The sequence below is a fragment of the Mesorhizobium sp. LNHC209A00 genome, from assembly GCF_000502915.1.
Taxonomy (GTDB): domain Bacteria; phylum Pseudomonadota; class Alphaproteobacteria; order Rhizobiales; family Rhizobiaceae; genus Mesorhizobium.
Genome location: NZ_AYWT01000003.1, coordinates 483,147 through 500,643, shown reverse-complemented (window position 1 = coordinate 500,643; position 17,497 = coordinate 483,147). Strand labels below are relative to the sequence as shown.

Below are 17,497 nucleotides of genomic sequence, written 5' to 3'. Positions count from 1 at the left end.
TTACGCGGCTTGGCGGTGTACGAAGTCCTCGGACCGCATGGCATCGAGGGCCGACGCTCCGGAATCATCCGGAGCGTCGNGTTGTACGAAGTCCTCGGACCGCATGGCATCGGGGGCCGACGCTCCGGAATCATCCGGAGCGTCGGCCCTGCTTCGCGCTATATAGGAGTTCGCCGGCTTTTCGCCGACAGGCATCTTTGTCGATCCTGACGACACGACGCCACCGGTCCGGTTTTTCGCGCCCGGCCGGATCAGCCGGATGATCCGGCGCACCAGCGACGGACGGCTCGGATCGGGTACCGCGCGCGAGAAATCAACGTCCGGCAGCATGCCGCGATGTGGACGCCGGCGTACTTCGGCATGAACCGCCGACGAATAGGTGTCGCCGATCAACAGCGCCCAGGTCGGCAGCCGGTGAATATGCAGGCTCCTCGAGCCGGGTATTCTATAGGGATCGAACATCGGTCCGTCCTCCGTGTTGAAATAGAGATAAAAAGGATGATCGACATCGTGCCGCGGGATCGGCGGCGGATCAGTCGGAACGCGTTGGGACGGGGCCATCGGCCCCTTCGGCAGCTTGAAAAACATCGCGAGATTCCTTCGAAGACCAGGGTATGGTTTCGGCGGAAAATCGGTGCGGAAGTGTCTAAAAGATCAGGAGAAACGTCGTACCGAAACCGCCAGGGCGCAAATAAGCCCACAGGTGGGGCGCTGGATGTACATGGCCATCATGAATTACCCCTCCATCGGTTCGGGTTGACAATGTTGTTCGTATACCCGACTTCCAAAAAATGGCCACCCGCAGGTCCAGGAATTTCCAAAACCAGGAAGCTGCTGTGGCCGATCTGCCACTTATTAGAAGGACGCGGAAGTGAACCCTGGTCTCCGCATCGCGCTCTACCAACCTGACATTGCCGGCAATACCGGGACAATCCTGCGCTTCGCCGCTTGCCTCGGCCTCGACGTCGACATCATCGAGCCGGCCGGCTTTCCGCTCTCCGACAAAGCGCTCAAGCGCGCCGGCATGGACTACCTCGTAATGGCTGCCCTGACCCGGCATGTCGACTGGCACGCCTTCGAGGAGTGGCGCAAGGCCCGCGCGGATCGGCTGGTGTTGCTGTCGACCAAGGCTGCGACCCCCTACACCGACTTTAGCTTCACCAAGCGCGACATCCTCCTGTTCGGCCGCGAATCCGCGGGCGTGCCGGATCCAGTCCATCAAGCGGCGGATGCGCGCCTGACCATCCCGATGCAGCCCGGCGCGCGCAGCATCAACGTCGCCCTTTCCGTGGCCATGGTGGCGGGCGAAGCCGTCCGGCAACTCCGATAGGGGATCGCCGGCAGCGCCGTCCGCGGTGATTTTTGCCCAGGCGCACATCCGCCTTCTCCTTGGTTTGCACAGTCAGGCTTTCTTGGCTACAAGCTCAACTTAACTTGAGGTCAAGCGGAAAGTTCAAAAATGCCGCCGGTAACGGAATTGACGGTCGGCCAGGTGGCCGCGCGCAGCGGCGTGGCTGTGTCGGCACTGCATTTCTACGAGGCCCGCGGTCTGATCCGCAGCCATCGCACGGCAGGCAACCAGCGGCGCTACGGCCGTGACGTGCTGCGCCGGGTGGCCATAATCCGGATTGCGCAGGAGGTCGGCATCTCGCTCGCGGAAATCGGTGCCGCGCTTGAATCATTACCTGAAGGCCGCACGCCGACGCGCGAGGATTGGAATCTGCTTTCAACGGCTTGGCGCGATAGCCTCGATCAGAAAATCAGCCAGCTAAAGAAGCTGCGCGACGGCCTGACCGACTGCATAGGCTGCGGCTGCATGTCGATCGACAAATGCCCGCTTCGCAATAAGGGGGATCGGCTGGCAAGGGAGGGAACGGGCGCGAGGCGCCTGTTGGTCGAGCGCTAATCCGCAGCCGGCAGCCGCCTTATCGTGAACTCGATCAGATCGCCCGGGCGTTCGAACCAGCTTTCGATTTCGGTCCAGTAGGCCTGCTTGGGGAAGCGCTCGAACCATTCCTTGGCCTTGAGACGGGCGTCCGAGCGCGGCAGGACGAAGGTCTCGCGCAAAAAGCCGTCGCGCGGCATGCGTGCGCGCTCGGCCCGGCTTTGATCGAGCCTTTTCTTCAGGCCATCCAGCGGCGGTCTTGCCGGGGTGCGCACGAACCAACTCCTTGCACCTGGCGCATGACCCCGAAATCGGAATCGGGTTCGGAAAGGATCATGCGCGAAACCAAAGTGACTTGACCCTGTCCCTTAAGAGATTAGGGATCGCGCCCGGAAAAGACGAGTCTTTTGTCGACTCACCGCCCCGCAACCGGAGACGGCACTTGGAACGACCTGAAATACCGGCGGGGCTGCCCGCCGACATCGAAGAAAAGAAGATGAAGGCCCGGCTTTGGTTCGAGGCGCTGCGCGAGCGCATCTGTGGCGCTTTCGAGCATATCGAGCAGGATCTCGGCGGGCCGCTGGCTTCGTGGTCACCGGGCCGTTTCGAAAAGACGCCCTGGGAGCGCGATCACGGCAAGGGCGGCGGCGGCACCATGTCGATGATGCACGGCCGCGTCTTCGAGAAGGTCGGCGTCCACACTTCGACCGTTTATGGCGAGTTCTCGCCCGAGTTCAGGAAGCAGATGCCCGGCGCCGAGGAAGACCCGCGCTTCTGGGCATCGGGCATTTCACTGATCGCGCACCCATGGAACCCCAACGTTCCGGCCGTGCATATGAACACCCGCATGGTGGTGACCTCGCGCCAGTGGTTCGGCGGCGGCGCCGACCTGACGCCGGTGCTCGACCGCCGCCGCACGCAGGACGATCCCGACACGATAGCCTTCCAGCGTGCCATGCAATTCGCTTGCGAAAAGAATGCCGCCGTCGCCGACTATCCGACATTCAAGGCCTGGTGCGACGAGTACTTCTTCCTGCCGCACCGCAACGAGCCGCGCGGCACAGGCGGCATCTTCTTCGACTACCTGCATCCGGAAGAAGAGAAGGGTGGCTGGAATGCCAATTTCAACTTCGTCCAGGATGTCGGGCGTTCTTTTCTCGTGGTCTACGGTCACCTGGTGCGCGCCAACTTCAACGAGAACTGGACCGATGGCGACCGCGACGAACAGCTCGTTCGACGCGGCCGCTATGTCGAATTCAACCTTCTTCACGATCGCGGCACCATCTTCGGGCTCAAGACCGGCGGCAATGTCGCCTCGATCCTGTCCAGCCTGCCGCCCGAGGTGCGTTGGCCATAAAAAAATTGTGAGCGCGATGTGAGGCCGCATTGATGTCCCATTGTTCGAATCTGGGCGCGGAATGTGACACAATGAATATCTTTTTCGTCTAATATCCATCTGAAAAAACTGGGTTATTTGTCGCATTCGGGTCGGGAAGCGCCGGTGGTTTGCCTGAGGGCAATTCCAGGAAAATGCGGTTTTCCCTTCGGAATTGCGTCGGAACAGGCGAACCGCGACTCGACGCGACCGGACGGCCCGAAGACGATGCGGATCATCTTCGTCAAAGGATGGCCGCTTTCCCAGGAGTATATCAGCATGAGAAAGATCATTGTTTCCGCTGCCGCGGCTGCCCTTCTTGCTTCCGGTTCGGTGGCGTTCGCCGCCGTCAAGCACACCACCGGAACGGTCAAGAGCTTCGATGCGACGGCCAAGAGCCTGGTTCTCGACAATGGATCGTCTTTTACGCTTCCCCAAACCTTCAAGGATCCTGGCCTGAAGGTCGGCGAGAAGGTCAGAATTTCTTGGGACATGAGCGGCAAGGACAAAGTTGCCGAGGCAGTCAAGATCGTGAAGTGACGGCCTGCCCGCTGGGCTAGCGTAAGAGGGCGGAGCAGTGCTGCTCCGCCTTTTCACCGTTGACCGCAACCAATATCCCACCATCTGTGTTATGGTTTTCACCCCGCCCATGATCGGAAAAGTCGGATCATGGGCCAAAAAGGTACCGGGGCCTCGCAGGCTCCACGGAGGAAAAGGAGAAATCCGATGAAGGAATTTCACTGCGGGTCGCTGGTTCCCGGCTGTGAGTGGCATACCCGTGCCGGTGAGGAGGCCGAAGTGATGCGCCGTGCCGTCGAGCATATGCGCGAGACACATGGCGAAACGACCATCCGCGAGACGATGATCGAGGCTATCCGCTCCCGAATTGAGAAGGCCCGCGACGCGGCGTAGGGCGCGCGCGCGCGGGCTGTCGATATCAGCAAAAGAACCGCGGTGGCACGCGGGTAACGCGCGTCGTACCTGGCTTATTTCGACACATGCGGCCCGCGCCTCAAAAAATCATATTTGCTTCAGCTAAATAAACTGTGCGGTAACCGAACCCGTGCGATCGTCAGATTGATATCCAGACTACAGGGGCTGCCAGAGAAGCCCGTCGCCGTCAGGCACTGGTCCGGACTCGATAGGGCGAGGTGTTTCGCGGATGCGCGAAAAGTCCGGCAATCGCGCGAGTTTGTGCGCAACGGCGCTCCTGCCGTGGGCGCTCCTCGGCGCGCCACAGGCGATTGCCCAGGAAATGACGACATCGCTCATCGACATCCACCAAGGCTCGCCGCTCAGCGACAAGGCAAGAGGCCTGAGTGACGGCGGATATGAGTTGCAGTCCGGAAGCCGGGTATCGTTCAACCGGTGGTATCAAACAAACTGGGTCGACATGCATGTGGACCTAATGACGCAGATCTCGGAGGACACCGGTATCCTTTGGGGGTTCGGCACCGGGGAACAAGGCGAGAAGTATCGGATCGAGCCCAGCCTCAAGCTTGGTTTCCTCACACAGCTACATCCGAGTGCGAACAGCATACTGTCCCTGTCGTTCACCACTACTTTCGGCGGTAAGCTCACCGAAAAGCCCTGCCAGGCCGATTATGGCGATCTGGGCACCTACGGCGTCAATTGCCGGCTCGCCGCCGGCGAGATGGCGCCCGAGGAAACCTTGAAATTTCTGGTTAACGCTAAACCGGAGAGCCAGCATCTCTGGCTGAATTACCGTGTTACTTTCTGATCGCGAGGGCGAGGCACGAGATGTGGCGTTGCCTTCGGAGACTCGCGGTCGTCCATCCTAGCTTCTGTTTGAACCGGGGTAAAATCATGTCAAATGCACGTTGGAAGTTCGGTATCGCCACGGCCCTCGCCATTCTGCCGGCTTCCATGGCGGCGGCTCAAGAAGCTGGCGGTCCGGATCCGCTATCCGCGCTCTGCAGGGGCGGTCAGTCGAACGCTTCCATATGCTTGAGCGCAACCTTGCCGGCGGCCACATTGCAGACCTTGCAGAGTTGGATGAGCCCGGATGTCGGAGCCGCATGGCGTGCGGGTTACAAGGGCCAAGGCGTCACCATCACGATCGTGGACGATTTCTCCAGCACATCGAAGTTCAGCGGCAATTTCGGCATCGGCACGCAGACCCAGCGCCACGGCGAATGGACCCGCGAAGAAGCCAGCATGGTTGCGCCCTTGGCAACCATCAGATCGAAAGACTTTTCCACCAGTTCATCGGTCGCGCTGTCGCCGGGCCTGAACGTGCTCAATCTGAGCTATGGCATGTACGCCAACGCGGGTTATAGCCCCAACCAGATCGGATGGAGCGCCGAGGAAGCCTCCATCATCTCCTATGCCACCAGGGGAACGGCCGTGGTTTCGAAGGCTGCCGGCAACGACGCGGTTGCCGTGGGCGGCGTCACCAGCGGCCAGCAGGATTACCTTGACCTCGCCCTGGTCGGAAAGGCATCCGCGATTTTCGTCGGCGCGCTCAACAGCAACGGCACGCCGTCGAACAAGGCCAGCATGGCCTGGTACTCCAACATCGCCGGCTCCAACCAGGCTGTGCAGAGCCATTTCCTTGTCGTGGGTGTCACCGGGGACAAGACCGGCCTTTACGGCACCTCTTTCGCCGCGCCGATCGTTGCCGGCTACGCTGCCATCGTGGGCAGCAAGTTCACCAAGGCAACGCCGACTCAGATCACCAACCAGTTACTGAATACGGCCCGTACCGACACGCTGGCCAACTATAGCGCCTCCGTCTATGGCAAGGGCGAGGCAAGCCTTTCGCGTGCCCTCGCTCCGCTGTCGATCAAGTAGCGGCACGGCCCGCCGGGCAACACCGGCGACGAGGACCAGCAGTTCTGGCCTACGTTTCAAGTGCCTCCGCGGCGCGCTTGATCAGTGCGTCGCGATCGGGCGTAAAACTCGCATCGACCCATTCCGCTTCCAGGTTCTTGAGGATTTCGCCGAGCTTCGGCCCTGGCGTTGCGCCGAGCGCGGTCAGATCGGCGCCTCGCAAGGGAAATTCGGGCTTTTTCCATTTGAGCACAAAGGAAAGCAGGCGCGAAAAACCGCCAGCTTCGAGCAGCGCTTCATTGTCCTCTACGGCCCGCACCCGCGCCGCGGCAAGCGCAAGCCGCAGGCGGTCGACAAATCCTTGGCGGTCACCGCGATAGAGCCTCTTCGCCAATTCGCCCTCGGTCGTCTTCGGCTCGACTGCCGTTGCCATCGACCAATGGCGCAGGCGATCCGCTTCAGCGGTCGAGAATTTCAGCCGCTCCGCAAGCGCCTTCATGCGGGCCGTATCCGGCGGCACCATCGCCTCCAGCCGCAGCATCGGATCCACTACCCAGCCGAGGTCCTTCTCGGCCCTGGTCAATCCGTGGATCGCATCGATGCCCCATTTCTCGCTTTCCGACAGCGCGGCGGTCAAGACACCAGCCTGCCGCATCCAGAGCAGCGCCCGCGAGGGATCGGGTGCGGACAAAAGCTTTTTCAGTTCGGACCAGATGCGCTCCGCCGAGAGTTGGGCGAGGCCTTCCTTCAGCCGGGCGCAGGCCTTCAGCCCCTCGGCGTCGGGCCGGCCTTCGCCATACCAGGCGAAGAAGCGGAAAAAGCGCAGGATGCGCAGATAATCCTCGCGGATGCGCGCCTCCGGGTCGCCGATGAAGCGCAGCCGGTGTGCCTCGATGTCGGCGATGCCGCCGACAAGGTCGACAACGCGGCCATCGGCCTCCGCGTAAAGCGCGTTGATGGTGAAGTCGCGCCGCTCGGCGTCGAGCTTCCAGTCGCGCCCGAACGACACCTTGGCGCGACGGCCATCGGTCTCGACATCGGCGCGCAAGGTGGTGATTTCATAGGGTTTACCATCGGCAACCACGGTGATGGTGCCATGCTCGATACCGGTCGGCACCGCCTTGAACCCTTCCGCCTCGGCGCGGCGGATGGTTTCCCGCGGCAGGCAAGAGGTTGCTATGTCGATGTCGGTGACAGGCTGGCCCATCAGCACGTTGCGTACGGCGCCGCCGGCGATGCGCGCCTCTTCACCGCCTTCGGTGAGCGCGCCAAGCAGGCGCCGCAGATGCTTGTCGAAGAGCCAGTCCGCCCTGCCCGCGATCGAAACACTCACGCATAGAGCCTTTCATACAGCGTACGGATGATCCCGGCGGTGACACCCCAGATGCGCCGGTCGCCATAGGGCATGTCATAGAAGAACCATTCGAGATCGTTCCACATGCGGCTGTCGCGCTTGTGGTTGGCCGCGTCCATCAGGAAGCGCAGCGGCACTTCAAAGGCGGCGTCGACCTCATCGGCGTTCAGGGTCAGCTGGAAATGTGGCCGCACGATGCCAAGCACCGGCGCGATGCGATAGCCGCTGCCGGCGACGTAATCGGGCATCCGGCCGATGATCTCGATGCGATCCTTGCCAAGGCCGATCTCCTCGAAGGCCTCGCGCAGCGCCGCCGCCTCCGGGCTTGCGTCGGTCGCATCGATCGTGCCGCCCGGGAAAGCCACTTGCCCGGAATGATTGCGGAGTTTTTCGGCCCGTTTGGTCAGCAGAACCGTCGCCTCGCCGTCATGGTCGACCACCGGGACCAGCACGGCAGCGTTGCGCAGCGGCTTGCCAGGGTTAAGGCGCGGATGGCCGGGATTGAAGCGGTGATCGCCATAGTCGCCCCCGGCATGCGCCTCCGGCTGCGCGGCAAAGCGCGCGCGAAAATCCGCCGACGAAAACGGCGCCGGAGAGACCTGGTCCATCATGCGCTCAACCGCTTCAACTGATCGGCCGGCATGATCGGAAACACGGCGTTCTTGGAGCGCACCGAAAACATCGTCCTGCCGTCGATTTCGATCTCCTCGCCATGCCCGACCAACTCGTACATGACCGGCCGCGCCACAAGCGCCTCCAGCCTGCCGCGCACCAGCACATAGGGCTTCAAACCGCCGGTCCCGTTCTCGTCGACGAAGCGCAGCGGCCGCTCCGGTCCGGCCTCGATCACGTCGCCGACATTGGTGCGGAAGGTGATGACCTGATCCTCGCCTTCGCCCGAAACATCGATCTCGACGGCGACGAAAGGCGCATCGGCGACGCGGATGCCGACTTTTTCTACCGGCGTCACCAGATAGGTCCTGCCGTCGGCGTCCTTGCGCAGCACGGAGGAGAAAAGCTGCACCAGCGGCATCCGGCCGATCGGCGTGCCCAGGTAAAACCAGGTGCCGTCGGCCTTGATTTCCATGTCGAGATCGCCGCAAAAGTCGGGATTCCAGCGCTCGACCGGCGCCGCGCCCTTGCCTGCGCGGGCCGCGCGCGAGATCAACGCCTCGAGGCCCCGAGCCTCGGTGGCCTGCGTAAGGCTTTGTTGGCGATGTTCGTGGTGTTCGCTCATCGTCACGAAATAGTCACTGTTGTTCCGCTTGTCAGCCTAAGTCTGTGATTTAAGTTCAACCATAGGCGCCCCGCGAGGCCGAATCGCGGCAGCCTATGGTATGGTGCGGGCCAGCATTTCCAAACCATGGCATTTCCAACCGAAGGGATCGATGCGGCATGAGCGTGATGGTCAAGGAAAGCCCGATCAGCGAAACGGACATGGTCGCCGAGGCCGAGAAGGCGCTTGCCGACATCTCCAGGATCCGCGACGGGGTTGGCCGGGTGATCTTTGGCCAGGAGAACGTCGTCGAGCGTACGCTGGTGGCGCTGCTGGCCGGCGGCCATGCGCTTCTGGTCGGTGTGCCGGGCCTCGCCAAGACCAAGCTGGTGGAGACGCTGGGCGTCGTGCTCGGGCTCGATTCGCGCCGCATCCAGTTCACGCCCGACCTGATGCCGTCCGACATCCTCGGCTCCGAGGTCATGGAGCAGGACGAGACCGGCAAGCGCTCGTTCCGCTTCATTTCCGGGCCGATCTTCGCCCAGCTGCTGATGGCGGACGAGATCAACCGCGCCTCGCCCCGCACGCAGTCGGCGCTGCTGCAGGCGATGCAGGAATATCATGTCACCATTGCCGGCGCGCGCTACGACCTGCCTTCCCCCTTCCATGTGCTTGCGACGCAGAACCCGCTGGAGCAGGAAGGCACCTACCCGCTGCCCGAAGCCCAACTCGACCGCTTCCTGATGCAGGTCGACATCCTCTACCCCGAAATCGAGGCCGAGCGCCGTATCCTGCTGGAAACCACCGGCGTCGAGGACGCGAAAGCCCAGAACGTGCTGCAGCCAGCGCGGCTGAAGGAGATCCAGACGCTGATCCGCCGCATGCCGGTACCCGAAAGCGTTGTCGAGGCGATCCTCACTTTGGTGCGCTCGGCGCGTCCGGGCCAGGGCAATGCCGACACAGACAAGCACGTCGCCTGGGGGCCGGGCCCGCGCGCCAGCCAGGCCCTGATGCTTTGCACCAGGGCCCGCGCGCTCTACGACGGACGACTGGCCCCCTCGGTCGACGATGTCAGGGCGCTGGCCGAACCGGTGCTGCAGCATCGCATGGCGCTGACCTTCGCCGCCCGCGCGGAGGGCACCAGCGTGCGCGACGTGGTGGCAAAGCTTGTGAAAGGCATTTGATGGCGCCTATCGGCGAAGTCCAGGCCCCGGCAGCGACGCGCGATGCGCTCGCCCGAGGCCGGTTGCGGGCTTCGCTGGTTCCCGACCTGCTGGTCGAGGCACGCCGTATCGTCAACACCGTGATCGCCGGCTGGCATGGCCGCCGCAAGCGCGGCATCGGCGAGAATTTCTGGCAGTTCCGGCCCTATGTCGAAGGCGACGCCTCGCGCATCGACTGGCGCCGCTCGGCCCGCGACGACCACACCTATGTGCGCGACCGCGAATGGGAAGCCGCCCACACCGTCTGGCTGTGGGCCGACCCCTCGCCGTCCATGCTCTACAAATCGACGGGAGCCGGCGTTTCCAAGCAATCGCGCGCGCTGGTGCTGGCCTTGGCCATGGCCGAGCTTTTGTCACGCAGCGGCGAACGCATCGCCTGGCCTGATCTGACCGATCCATTCACCGCCCGCAACGGCGCCGAGCGCATCGCCGCCCAGCTCATGCATGCCGGCGAACTGCCGGCAAAACCCGATCTCTCCGACATCAGGCGCTTCTGCGACATCGTCATCGCCAGCGATTTCCTCGACCCTGTCGAGGAAACCATGGCCTGGCTCGACGTGCTCGCCCGCCATGGCGTGCGCGCCCATCTGATCGAAGTCGCCGACCCTGCCGAGGAAACCTTCCCCTATGCCGGCCGCACCGAGTTCACCGATCCCGAGACCGGCGACAAGCTGACCGCCGGCCGCGCCGAGATGTTGGCCGATGAATACCGCCTGCTCTATACCGCTCGCCGCCAGGAGCTGGCCGGCTGGTGCAAGCGGCTTGGCTGGAGCTTTACCGTCAACCACACCGACCGGCTCGCGTCCGACGCGTTGGTGCGCCTGCACATGGCGATGACCGCCGATGGCGGGCATACCGGGATGATTGCCGGCGATCAGCCCAGGCTGATCGCCAAGGGCGATCAGCCTGGAAAGGCGGTCGCATGAGCTGGCTGCCGCTCTCCTTCGGCGCCCCCATGGTGCTGTGGGGCCTGCTGGCGCTGCCGGTGATCTGGTGGCTGCTGAGGCTCACCCCGCCAAAGCCGCGGACCGAGGTGTTCCCGCCGCTGAAGATCCTGGCCCGTGTGCTCAGGCGTGAGGAAACCCCGCGGCGCAGCCCCTGGTGGCTGACGCTGCTCAGGCTGCTGATGGCCGCCCTCGTCGTCGCGGCATTGGCCGAACCGGTGTTCAACCCGCGCGAAAAGCTGCCGGCCGAGGGTGCCGCCCTTGCCCTGGTCATCGACAATGATTGGGCAAGCGCCGCCGACTGGAACAAGCGCGTCGCCACCGCCGAGCGGCTGATCAACGACGCCGGCTCGAACGGCGTGCCTGTTGTCGTCGCCTTCACCGCCGAAAAGCCCAATGCCGAGATCGGCCCCTTCGATGCCGCCGCCGCGCTCGACCGGCTGCGCGCCGCCAAGCCGCGGCCGATCCCCACCGACCGGCCCGCCGTCTATGCCCGCGTCGCCGGCATGCTGGAAACCTTGCCCGGCGCCAGCGTCGCCGTGCTGGCCGATGGCCTGGCGGCAAAGGGCGACGAGGCCGCCTTCAACACGCTGTTGTCGAAGAATGCCGCCCGCATCGTCTGGGCGGTGGCCGACCGGCTGTCGCTGACTGGCCTGACATTAGCCGAAAACCAGGTTGATGGCTTTGGTTTGACCGCTATCCGCGCGCCCGGCGATCCCGCCCCGGCGCAGGTCACCGCCGGCGCATTCGACGACAAGGGCCGCCGCATCGCCGATGCGACCCTGACCTTCGCGCCGGGCGAAGCCACGGCCACCGGCACCATGGCGGTGCCGTTCGAATTGCGCAACGACTTCGCCTCGATCGCGCTCGATGGCGAACGGCATGCGGGTGCCGTGCGCGTGCTCGACGAAAGCTCCAAACGCCGCCGCGTCGGGCTGTTGTCGCAAGCCGAAGCCGACCAGGCGCAGCCACTTCTGTCGCCGCTCTACTACATCAGGCGCGCGCTGCAGCCCTTCGCCGATCTGGTCGAGCCCTCCAGCGCCGATCTCGCCGACGCCATCCCGCAGATCCTCGACCAGAAGCCGGCGATGATCGTCATGGCCGATATCGGCACCATTCCCGCACAGGTCCGGCAAAGACTGGTCGACTGGGTCGACAATGGCGGCACGCTCGTGCGTTTCGCCGGCTCGCGGCTGGCCGCCGCCGGCAATGACGACGATTTGCTGCCGGTCCGCCTGCGCACCGGCGAGCGTTCGCTCGGCGGCGCGCTGTCATGGACCTCGCCGCAGCCAGTCACCGAATTTCCCAAGGCCGGCCCCTTCGCCGACCTGGCGCCGCCGACCGAGGTCACGGTGACCAGGCAGGTGCTGGCCGAACCGACACCCGACATCGTTGAGCGCACCTGGGCGGCCCTTGCCGACGGCACGCCGCTGGTGACCGGGCTGAAGAAGGGCAAGGGCACGCTGGTGCTGTTCCATGTCACGCCCGAGGCGACGTGGTCGAACCTGCCGATCTCGGGCAGCTTCGTGGAGATGCTGCGCCGCATCGTGCAATTGTCGCGCAACCAGGGCGCGGCGATCGCCAATGCCGAAGCCGCCGCGACGTCGCTGGCACCCTATCGGATGATCGCGGCCGACGGCTCGCTGGTGCCGCCGACACCGGATGCAAGGCCGCTGGTGCCGGGCGCGGGACCACTGCCGGTCACCTTCGAGAACCCGCCTGGCCTCTATGGCTCGGAGACCGGCGTCTTCGCCCACAATCTGCTCGACGCCTCAAGCACCTTCGCTCCGCTGGCGCGCCCGCAAGTGACGGTGCCTGTTACCACCGTCCAGTACGCCTTCGATGAATCGCGCAACCTGAAGGGCGCGCTGGTCGCGGCGGCTCTGTTGCTGATGCTGCTCGACACGCTGGCGGTGTTGTGGATGGGCGGCCTGTTTTCGCGCCGGCCGCGCCGTGCCGGTGCGGCCGCGACCACGGCCGCCGTGCTGATCGCGCTTGGCGCATTGTTCGGCCATGCCGATATCGCGCGCGCCGATGATGCCAAGCCGGGCGATCAGGTTGCTATCGAGGCGATTTCAAAAACCCGCATCGCCTATGTGCTGACCGGCGTCCCGGGTGTCGATTCGATCAGCCGCGCCGGGCTCGAGGGTCTGACCCGCTTCCTTATCGAGAAGACGGCACTCGAACCGGGCGCACCGGCCGGCGTCGACATTTCGAAGGACGAACTGTCCTTCTATCCCCTGATCTATTGGCCGGTCGATCCGGCGGCACCGATGCCGAGCCCGGCCGCGATCGCCCGCATCGACGCCTATATGCAGCAGGGCGGCACCGTGCTGTTCGACACCCGCGACCAGTTCGCCAACGGCATCGGCGCCGATTCCACCAGCCCGGCGACCGAGCGGCTGCGCGACATCCTCGGCAACCTCAACGTGCCGCCACTGGAGCCGGTGCCGTCGGACCATGTGCTGACCAAATCCTTCTTCATCCTGCCCGAGTTTCCCGGCCGCTTCGCCGGCAGCCCGCTCTGGGTCGAGGCATCGCTCGATGCCAGCAATGCCGACAACCGGCCGGTGCGCACCGGCGACGGCGTATCGCCGATCATGATCACCGCCAACGATTTCGCCGGTGCCTGGGCGGTCGACGAGAATGGCGACCCGCTGCTGCCGACCATACCGAACGATCCGATGCAGCGGGTCTACGCGCTGCGCGCCGGCGTCAACATCATGATGTACATGCTGACCGGCAACTACAAATCCGATCAGGTGCATGTTCCCATCCTGCTCGAACGGCTGGGGCAGTAGGATGACGTTCTTGCCCCCCACGGCGGTCAACTCTCTCCACAACGGAGGGGATGAAGCATGAACTGGTCGATCTCCTTCGAACCGCTTCTATCCTGGCCGCTGCTGGCCCTGGTGCTGGTACCCTTGGCGCTGCTGGCGCTCGTCGGCCTGTGGTTTCGCCAGCGCGGCGCGGTCCTGCGCCTGGTTGCCCTGCTGGCGCTCGCCGCCGCCCTCTTCAACCCCGTATTCCTCAACGAGGAGCGCGAGCCGCTGAGAAGCGTCGTCGCGCTGGTCGTCGACCGCAGCCAGAGCCAGGACATTGGCGACCGCACCAGGCAGACCGACGAGGCCGTGGCCGGGCTGCAGCAGCGTCTTGGCCGCTTCAAGCAGTTCGACGTCCGTGTCGTCGAGGCCGGCAAATCCGACGCCGCCGAGGAGCGCACGGAAACGCGGCTGTTCGGCGCGCTGGAAGGCGCCTTCCGCGACGTGCCGCCCTCGCGCATTGGCGGCGCTATCATGATCACCGACGGCGAGGTGCATGACACGCCGTCGGGCACGCCCGAGTTCAACGCCCCGCTGCATGCCCTGATCACCGGCAACGACCATGAGAAGGACCGCCGCATACGTTTCGAGAACGCGCCGCGTTTCGGCCTTGTCGGCAAGCCGCTCGACATGAGCTATCGCGTCATCTCGACCGAAAACGAGACCGGACCGGTCGATGTGCGCGTCTCGGTCAATGGCGAGCAGGTTTCGGTCGAGCATGCCACGGTCGGCCAGGCCATGCCGCTGCAGGTGACCATCCCGGGTGCTGGGCGCAATATCGTCGAACTGGCCATCGACCGCGAACCGGGCGAACTGACCGACACCAACAACCGCGCCATCGCGCTGGTCGACGGCATCCGCGAGAACCTGCGCGTTCTGCTCGTTTCGGGCGAACCGCACGCGGGCGAGCGCACCTGGCGCAATCTGTTGAAATCCGACGCCTCGGTCGATCTCGTCCATTTCACCATCCTGCGGCCGCCGGAGAAGCAGGACGGCACGCCGATCAACGAATTGTCGCTGATTGCCTTCCCGACCCGCGAGCTGTTCGTCGAAAAGATCAAGGATTTCGACCTGATTATCTTCGACCGCTACCAGCACCGCGACGTGCTGCCGATCCTCTATTACGACTACATCTCCGAATATGTCGAAAAGGGCGGCGCGCTGCTGATCGCCGCCGGTCCCGAATATGCCGGCGAGGCTTCGATCGCACGCACGCCGCTAATGTCGGCGCTGCCGGCCATGCCGACCGGCGAGGTTGTCGACAAGGCCTTTTATCCCCGCCTCACCGAACTCGGTCAGCGTCACCCGGTGACGCGTGGCCTCGACGGTTCGGCCACCGAGCCGCCGCACTGGAGCCGCTGGTTCCGCACCATCGGCGTGCAGAATCCGCAGGGCGAAGTGGTGATGAAGGGCGCCGATAACCGGCCGCTGCTTTTGCTCGACCGCAAGGGCGAAGGCCGCGTCGGCATGCTTCTGTCCGACCAGGGCTGGCTGTGGGCGCGCGGCTTCGAGGGCGGTGGCCCGCATGTCCAGCTCTACCGGCGCATCGCCCACTGGCTGATGAAGGAGCCGGAGCTCGAGGAAGAGCGGCTGACCGCCGAAGGACGCGGCATGGTGCTGGAGATCCGCCGCCAAACCATGGCCGACGATCCGGGCCCGGCGCAGATCATCACCCCCTCCGGCAAGACGCTCACCGTCAAGCTCGACAAGTCCGAGCCCGGCGTCTTCCTCGGCAGCGTCCAGACCAGCGAGATCGGCCTCTTCCAGGTTGCCAATGGCGATCTCACCGCGCTTGCCCATGTCGGACCGGTCAACGCTCCGGAATTCGCCGACGTCGTCTCCACGCAGGAGCGGCTGAAGGCGCCGGCGGAAGCCACCGGCGGCAGCGTGCGCCGGCTGGCGTCCGCCACGGCCAGCGACGTGACGCTGCCTTCCATCGTGCCGGTGCGCTCGGCCGGCGAGGCGTCGGGCAGCGACTGGATCGGCCTGCGCACCACCGACGACAGTGTGCTCAAGGCCGTGTCGCGCGTGCCGCTGTTCGGCGGCTTCCTCGGCCTCGGCCTGTTGCTCCTGGCGATGGGTTCGATGTGGTACCGCGAGGGACGGTAGAGCGGTGCGCTCTTTCTTTCTCCCCGTATACGGTGAGAAAGACGCTGTCGCGAATGGTTTCGCCAATTGTCGAAACCAAGACTATGACGAGCCCCTCCTCACTCCTCCGGTTCCGTCGTGAACAGCAGTGGGTAGCCCTTGGCCTTGCCGGCGTCGGTGGCCCGCGTCGCCTTGGTCTCGGCGACATCCCTGGTGAAGACCGCGACCACGCAGACGCCACGCTGGTGCGCGGTGATCATGACCCGGTGCGCCTGGTCCTCTGACAGCTTGAACTCGCCTTTCAGCACCGTCACCACGAATTCGCGCGGCGTGAAATCGTCATTGACGAGGATGACCTTGTAGAGCTTCGGCCGCTCTGTCCGCGGCTTGACCTTGGTGCGCGGTTTTGTGGTGATTTCAGGCATTCGAACCGACTGTTTTCGCGATCAGCTTAAGTCCGCATTTTGCCGCGGGCGGCAGTGATCGTCCATTTACGGACCGTCGGCCGGCGGGCCCGGTCCTCCAGGATCATGTGGGGAATTATCGGTCGCGGTTCAACGGCCCTGACGGCGGAAGACGCGGCGCGTTTCGTCCGCATCGGCCCGGCGTTCCAGCCATGCCGCGATCGGCCATCCGGCAACACAGATCAGCGTCACGCCGGCGAGCACGATCAAAAGCCAGGCCTGCACCGGCGTGATGTAATCCCAGTTGCTGGAAATCGCCGGTGCGAACAGCGAAGGCTCGGTGCGCCCGCTTGCAGGGTCCGGCACGGGGCTGGCGGTGAGCAGAATCAGCACCCTGGCGGCGCCGGTGGCAACCAGGCCGCCGATCACCATGGAGCGAAAAATGGACGAAAGCCGCTTCTTCATGCGGATTGGTCCTACAGGGCCGGCATTGCAAACGGGTTAAGCACGATCGAGATACGTGGCTGGAAGCCGCCGGCGTCAGCTCATCGACCGACAGTGCCCTTGGCAGAAGGCCGCCCCAGCCGGTTTGCGGCTGGGGCGGCCTTGCTAGAACTAACCTCGAAGCTGATCAGGGCTTCTTGGCAGCAGCCTTCGCGGGGGCCGCCTTCGCGGGAGCCGCCATCGCGGGGGCCTTCTTGACCGGGCACTTGTGCTTCTTGGTCACCTTGCAGACGGTCTTCTTGGCGACCTTCTTCGGAGCAGCCATGGCCGGAGCGGTGGTCGTCGCGGCAGCAGCCGGAGCGGTGGTCGTGGTGGCAGCGGCCGGGGCAGCGGTCGTGGTCGCGGCAGCGTTGCCGAGAACGGGCATCGAGAAGGCGAGAGCGACGGCGAGACCAAGGGCGGACAGGAGGGATTTCTTCATGGCTTCGTTTTCCTTTTTTGTACGGGTCGTTTTGAGTGTCACTGGACCGGGTCGTTCGGTGTCACTCCAAGCAGCTTCAAAGCATTGGCGAGCATCCGGATGCCCTGCGCCTGTTTCTTGGCGGCGCAGTACCGGTTACCCTTTCTCTGAAGTGCCTTTGCCGCGGTGACCTGCGTTGCCGTGGCATGGGTTTCGAGGGCTTCATCAAATTGGTGGCTGAGATTGGCGCACCGTTCGCTCCGGGTCAGCGGCGCCTTTGCATCGGATTGGCCGACAGCGGCAGTGAGCAGGCCAAGGCCCAGCAAAACTCCCAACGAACTGATCGACAATCTTGGCATCGGTTTATCCGTTAACCCGGAGACTAGCGTCGCAGCCGATGACCTGACCGCCACGGCACCGTTATGCCGGCCTACCTTTTCAGGAGTTTTTCCGGATTGTAGAATTTTGTTTCTGGATTGTGTCTGGCCA

Annotated in this window: 20 protein-coding genes; 11 read left to right on the top strand and 9 right to left on the bottom strand. The window is 64.2% G+C overall.

Translation table 11 applies throughout. From position 1 onward, the window contains the following. Complete coding sequence (locus X739_RS0134000) at positions 1-588, bottom strand: hypothetical protein (protein ID WP_031251990.1); 588 nt, start codon at positions 586-588, stop codon at positions 1-3. A gap of 283 nt (positions 589-871) precedes the next feature. On the opposite strand from X739_RS0134000, the gene X739_RS155965 reads away from it, so the two are divergent. Then, complete coding sequence (locus X739_RS155965) at positions 872-1,330, top strand: tRNA (cytidine(34)-2'-O)-methyltransferase (RefSeq protein ID WP_023770297.1); 459 nt, start codon at positions 872-874, stop codon at positions 1,328-1,330. A gap of 129 nt (positions 1,331-1,459) precedes the next feature. Further along, positions 1,460-1,906, top strand: a complete 447-nt coding sequence (gene soxR, locus X739_RS155970; protein WP_023770298.1) for a redox-sensitive transcriptional activator SoxR — start codon at positions 1,460-1,462, stop codon at positions 1,904-1,906. Here the strand turns inward: soxR and X739_RS155975 are convergent. Then, complete coding sequence (locus X739_RS155975; RefSeq protein WP_023770299.1) at positions 1,903-2,160, bottom strand: hypothetical protein; 258 nt, start codon at positions 2,158-2,160, stop codon at positions 1,903-1,905. The genes soxR and X739_RS155975 overlap by 4 nt on opposite strands. Before the next feature lie 167 nt (positions 2,161-2,327). Here X739_RS155975 and hemF point away from each other — a divergent pair, with 167 nt between their 5' ends. The 5 genes from hemF (at position 2,328) to X739_RS1000000167800 (ending at position 6,074) form a co-directional block, all read left to right on the top strand. Then, on the top strand, positions 2,328-3,242 hold the full coding sequence (gene hemF / locus X739_RS155980; RefSeq protein WP_023770300.1) for an oxygen-dependent coproporphyrinogen oxidase: 915 nt from the start codon (positions 2,328-2,330) through the stop codon (positions 3,240-3,242). 297 nt (positions 3,243-3,539) lie between these two features. After that, the gene (locus X739_RS155985; RefSeq protein WP_023770301.1) at positions 3,540-3,800 is read left to right on the top strand and encodes a DUF1344 domain-containing protein; all 261 of its coding nucleotides are present in this window, start codon (positions 3,540-3,542) and stop codon (positions 3,798-3,800) included. Positions 3,801-3,986: 186 nt separating this feature from the next. Then, entirely contained in the window at positions 3,987-4,172 is a 186-nt protein-coding gene (locus tag X739_RS155990) for a DUF1059 domain-containing protein (RefSeq protein ID WP_023770302.1), read from the top strand. Between the two features lie 250 nt (positions 4,173-4,422). Then, positions 4,423-5,001 carry a hypothetical protein gene (locus X739_RS155995; protein WP_031240092.1) on the top strand — a complete coding sequence of 193 codons (579 nt, stop codon included), beginning with the start codon at positions 4,423-4,425 and terminating at the stop codon, positions 4,999-5,001. An 86-nt stretch (positions 5,002-5,087) separates the two neighbouring features. Beyond that, positions 5,088-6,074: a S8 family serine peptidase gene (locus X739_RS1000000167800; protein ID WP_023794089.1), complete on the top strand. Its 987-nt coding sequence runs from the start codon at positions 5,088-5,090 to the stop codon at positions 6,072-6,074. A 49-nt stretch (positions 6,075-6,123) separates the two neighbouring features. Here the strand turns inward: X739_RS1000000167800 and X739_RS156000 are convergent, their stop codons facing one another. The 3 genes from X739_RS156000 to X739_RS156010 are packed head-to-tail and all read right to left on the bottom strand — an operon-like array spanning position 6,124 to position 8,644. Then, positions 6,124-7,386: a CCA tRNA nucleotidyltransferase gene (locus tag X739_RS156000; RefSeq protein WP_023794087.1), complete on the bottom strand. Its 1,263-nt coding sequence runs from the start codon at positions 7,384-7,386 to the stop codon at positions 6,124-6,126. Further along, positions 7,383-8,015 carry a CoA pyrophosphatase gene (locus X739_RS156005; protein WP_023794085.1) on the bottom strand — a complete coding sequence of 211 codons (633 nt, stop codon included), beginning with the start codon at positions 8,013-8,015 and terminating at the stop codon, positions 7,383-7,385. Before X739_RS156005 ends, X739_RS156000 begins: the two co-directional genes overlap by 4 nt. Beyond that, complete coding sequence (locus tag X739_RS156010; protein WP_023770307.1) at positions 8,015-8,644, bottom strand: DUF1285 domain-containing protein; 630 nt, start codon at positions 8,642-8,644, stop codon at positions 8,015-8,017. Before X739_RS156010 ends, X739_RS156005 begins: the two co-directional genes overlap by 1 nt. Before the next feature lie 158 nt (positions 8,645-8,802). Between X739_RS156010 and X739_RS156015 the strand changes: the two genes are divergently transcribed. The 4 genes from X739_RS156015 to X739_RS156030 are packed head-to-tail and all read left to right on the top strand — an operon-like array spanning position 8,803 to position 15,721. Further along, a complete protein-coding gene (locus tag X739_RS156015) occupies positions 8,803-9,807 on the top strand; it encodes a MoxR family ATPase (protein WP_023770308.1) in 1,005 nt (334 codons plus the stop codon). After that, positions 9,807-10,772 (top strand): DUF58 domain-containing protein, encoded by a 966-nt coding sequence (locus tag X739_RS156020; RefSeq protein ID WP_023794082.1) that lies wholly within the window; start codon positions 9,807-9,809, stop codon positions 10,770-10,772. The genes X739_RS156015 and X739_RS156020 overlap by 1 nt, the downstream gene beginning before the upstream one ends. After that, positions 10,769-13,591 carry a DUF4159 domain-containing protein gene (locus X739_RS156025; RefSeq protein ID WP_023794080.1) on the top strand — a complete coding sequence of 941 codons (2,823 nt, stop codon included), beginning with the start codon at positions 10,769-10,771 and terminating at the stop codon, positions 13,589-13,591. The genes X739_RS156020 and X739_RS156025 overlap by 4 nt, the downstream gene beginning before the upstream one ends. Before the next feature lie 57 nt (positions 13,592-13,648). Next, the gene (locus X739_RS156030) at positions 13,649-15,721 is read left to right on the top strand and encodes a membrane protein (protein WP_023781412.1); all 2,073 of its coding nucleotides are present in this window, start codon (positions 13,649-13,651) and stop codon (positions 15,719-15,721) included. Positions 15,722-15,819: 98 nt separating this feature from the next. Here the strand turns inward: X739_RS156030 and clpS are convergent, their stop codons facing one another. The 4 genes from clpS to X739_RS156050 form a co-directional block, all read right to left on the bottom strand. After that, positions 15,820-16,125, bottom strand: coding sequence for an ATP-dependent Clp protease adapter ClpS (clpS, locus tag X739_RS156035; protein WP_023770312.1), 306 nt, complete (start codon positions 16,123-16,125; stop codon positions 15,820-15,822). A 129-nt stretch (positions 16,126-16,254) separates the two neighbouring features. Then, positions 16,255-16,569, bottom strand: a complete 315-nt coding sequence (locus tag X739_RS156040; protein ID WP_023781411.1) for a hypothetical protein — start codon at positions 16,567-16,569, stop codon at positions 16,255-16,257. A 166-nt stretch (positions 16,570-16,735) separates the two neighbouring features. After that, positions 16,736-17,029: a hypothetical protein gene (locus X739_RS156045; RefSeq protein ID WP_023770314.1), complete on the bottom strand. Its 294-nt coding sequence runs from the start codon at positions 17,027-17,029 to the stop codon at positions 16,736-16,738. A gap of 38 nt (positions 17,030-17,067) precedes the next feature. Then, a complete protein-coding gene (locus X739_RS156050; protein ID WP_023781409.1) occupies positions 17,068-17,367 on the bottom strand; it encodes a hypothetical protein in 300 nt (99 codons plus the stop codon). Positions 17,368-17,497 lie beyond the last annotated feature (130 nt).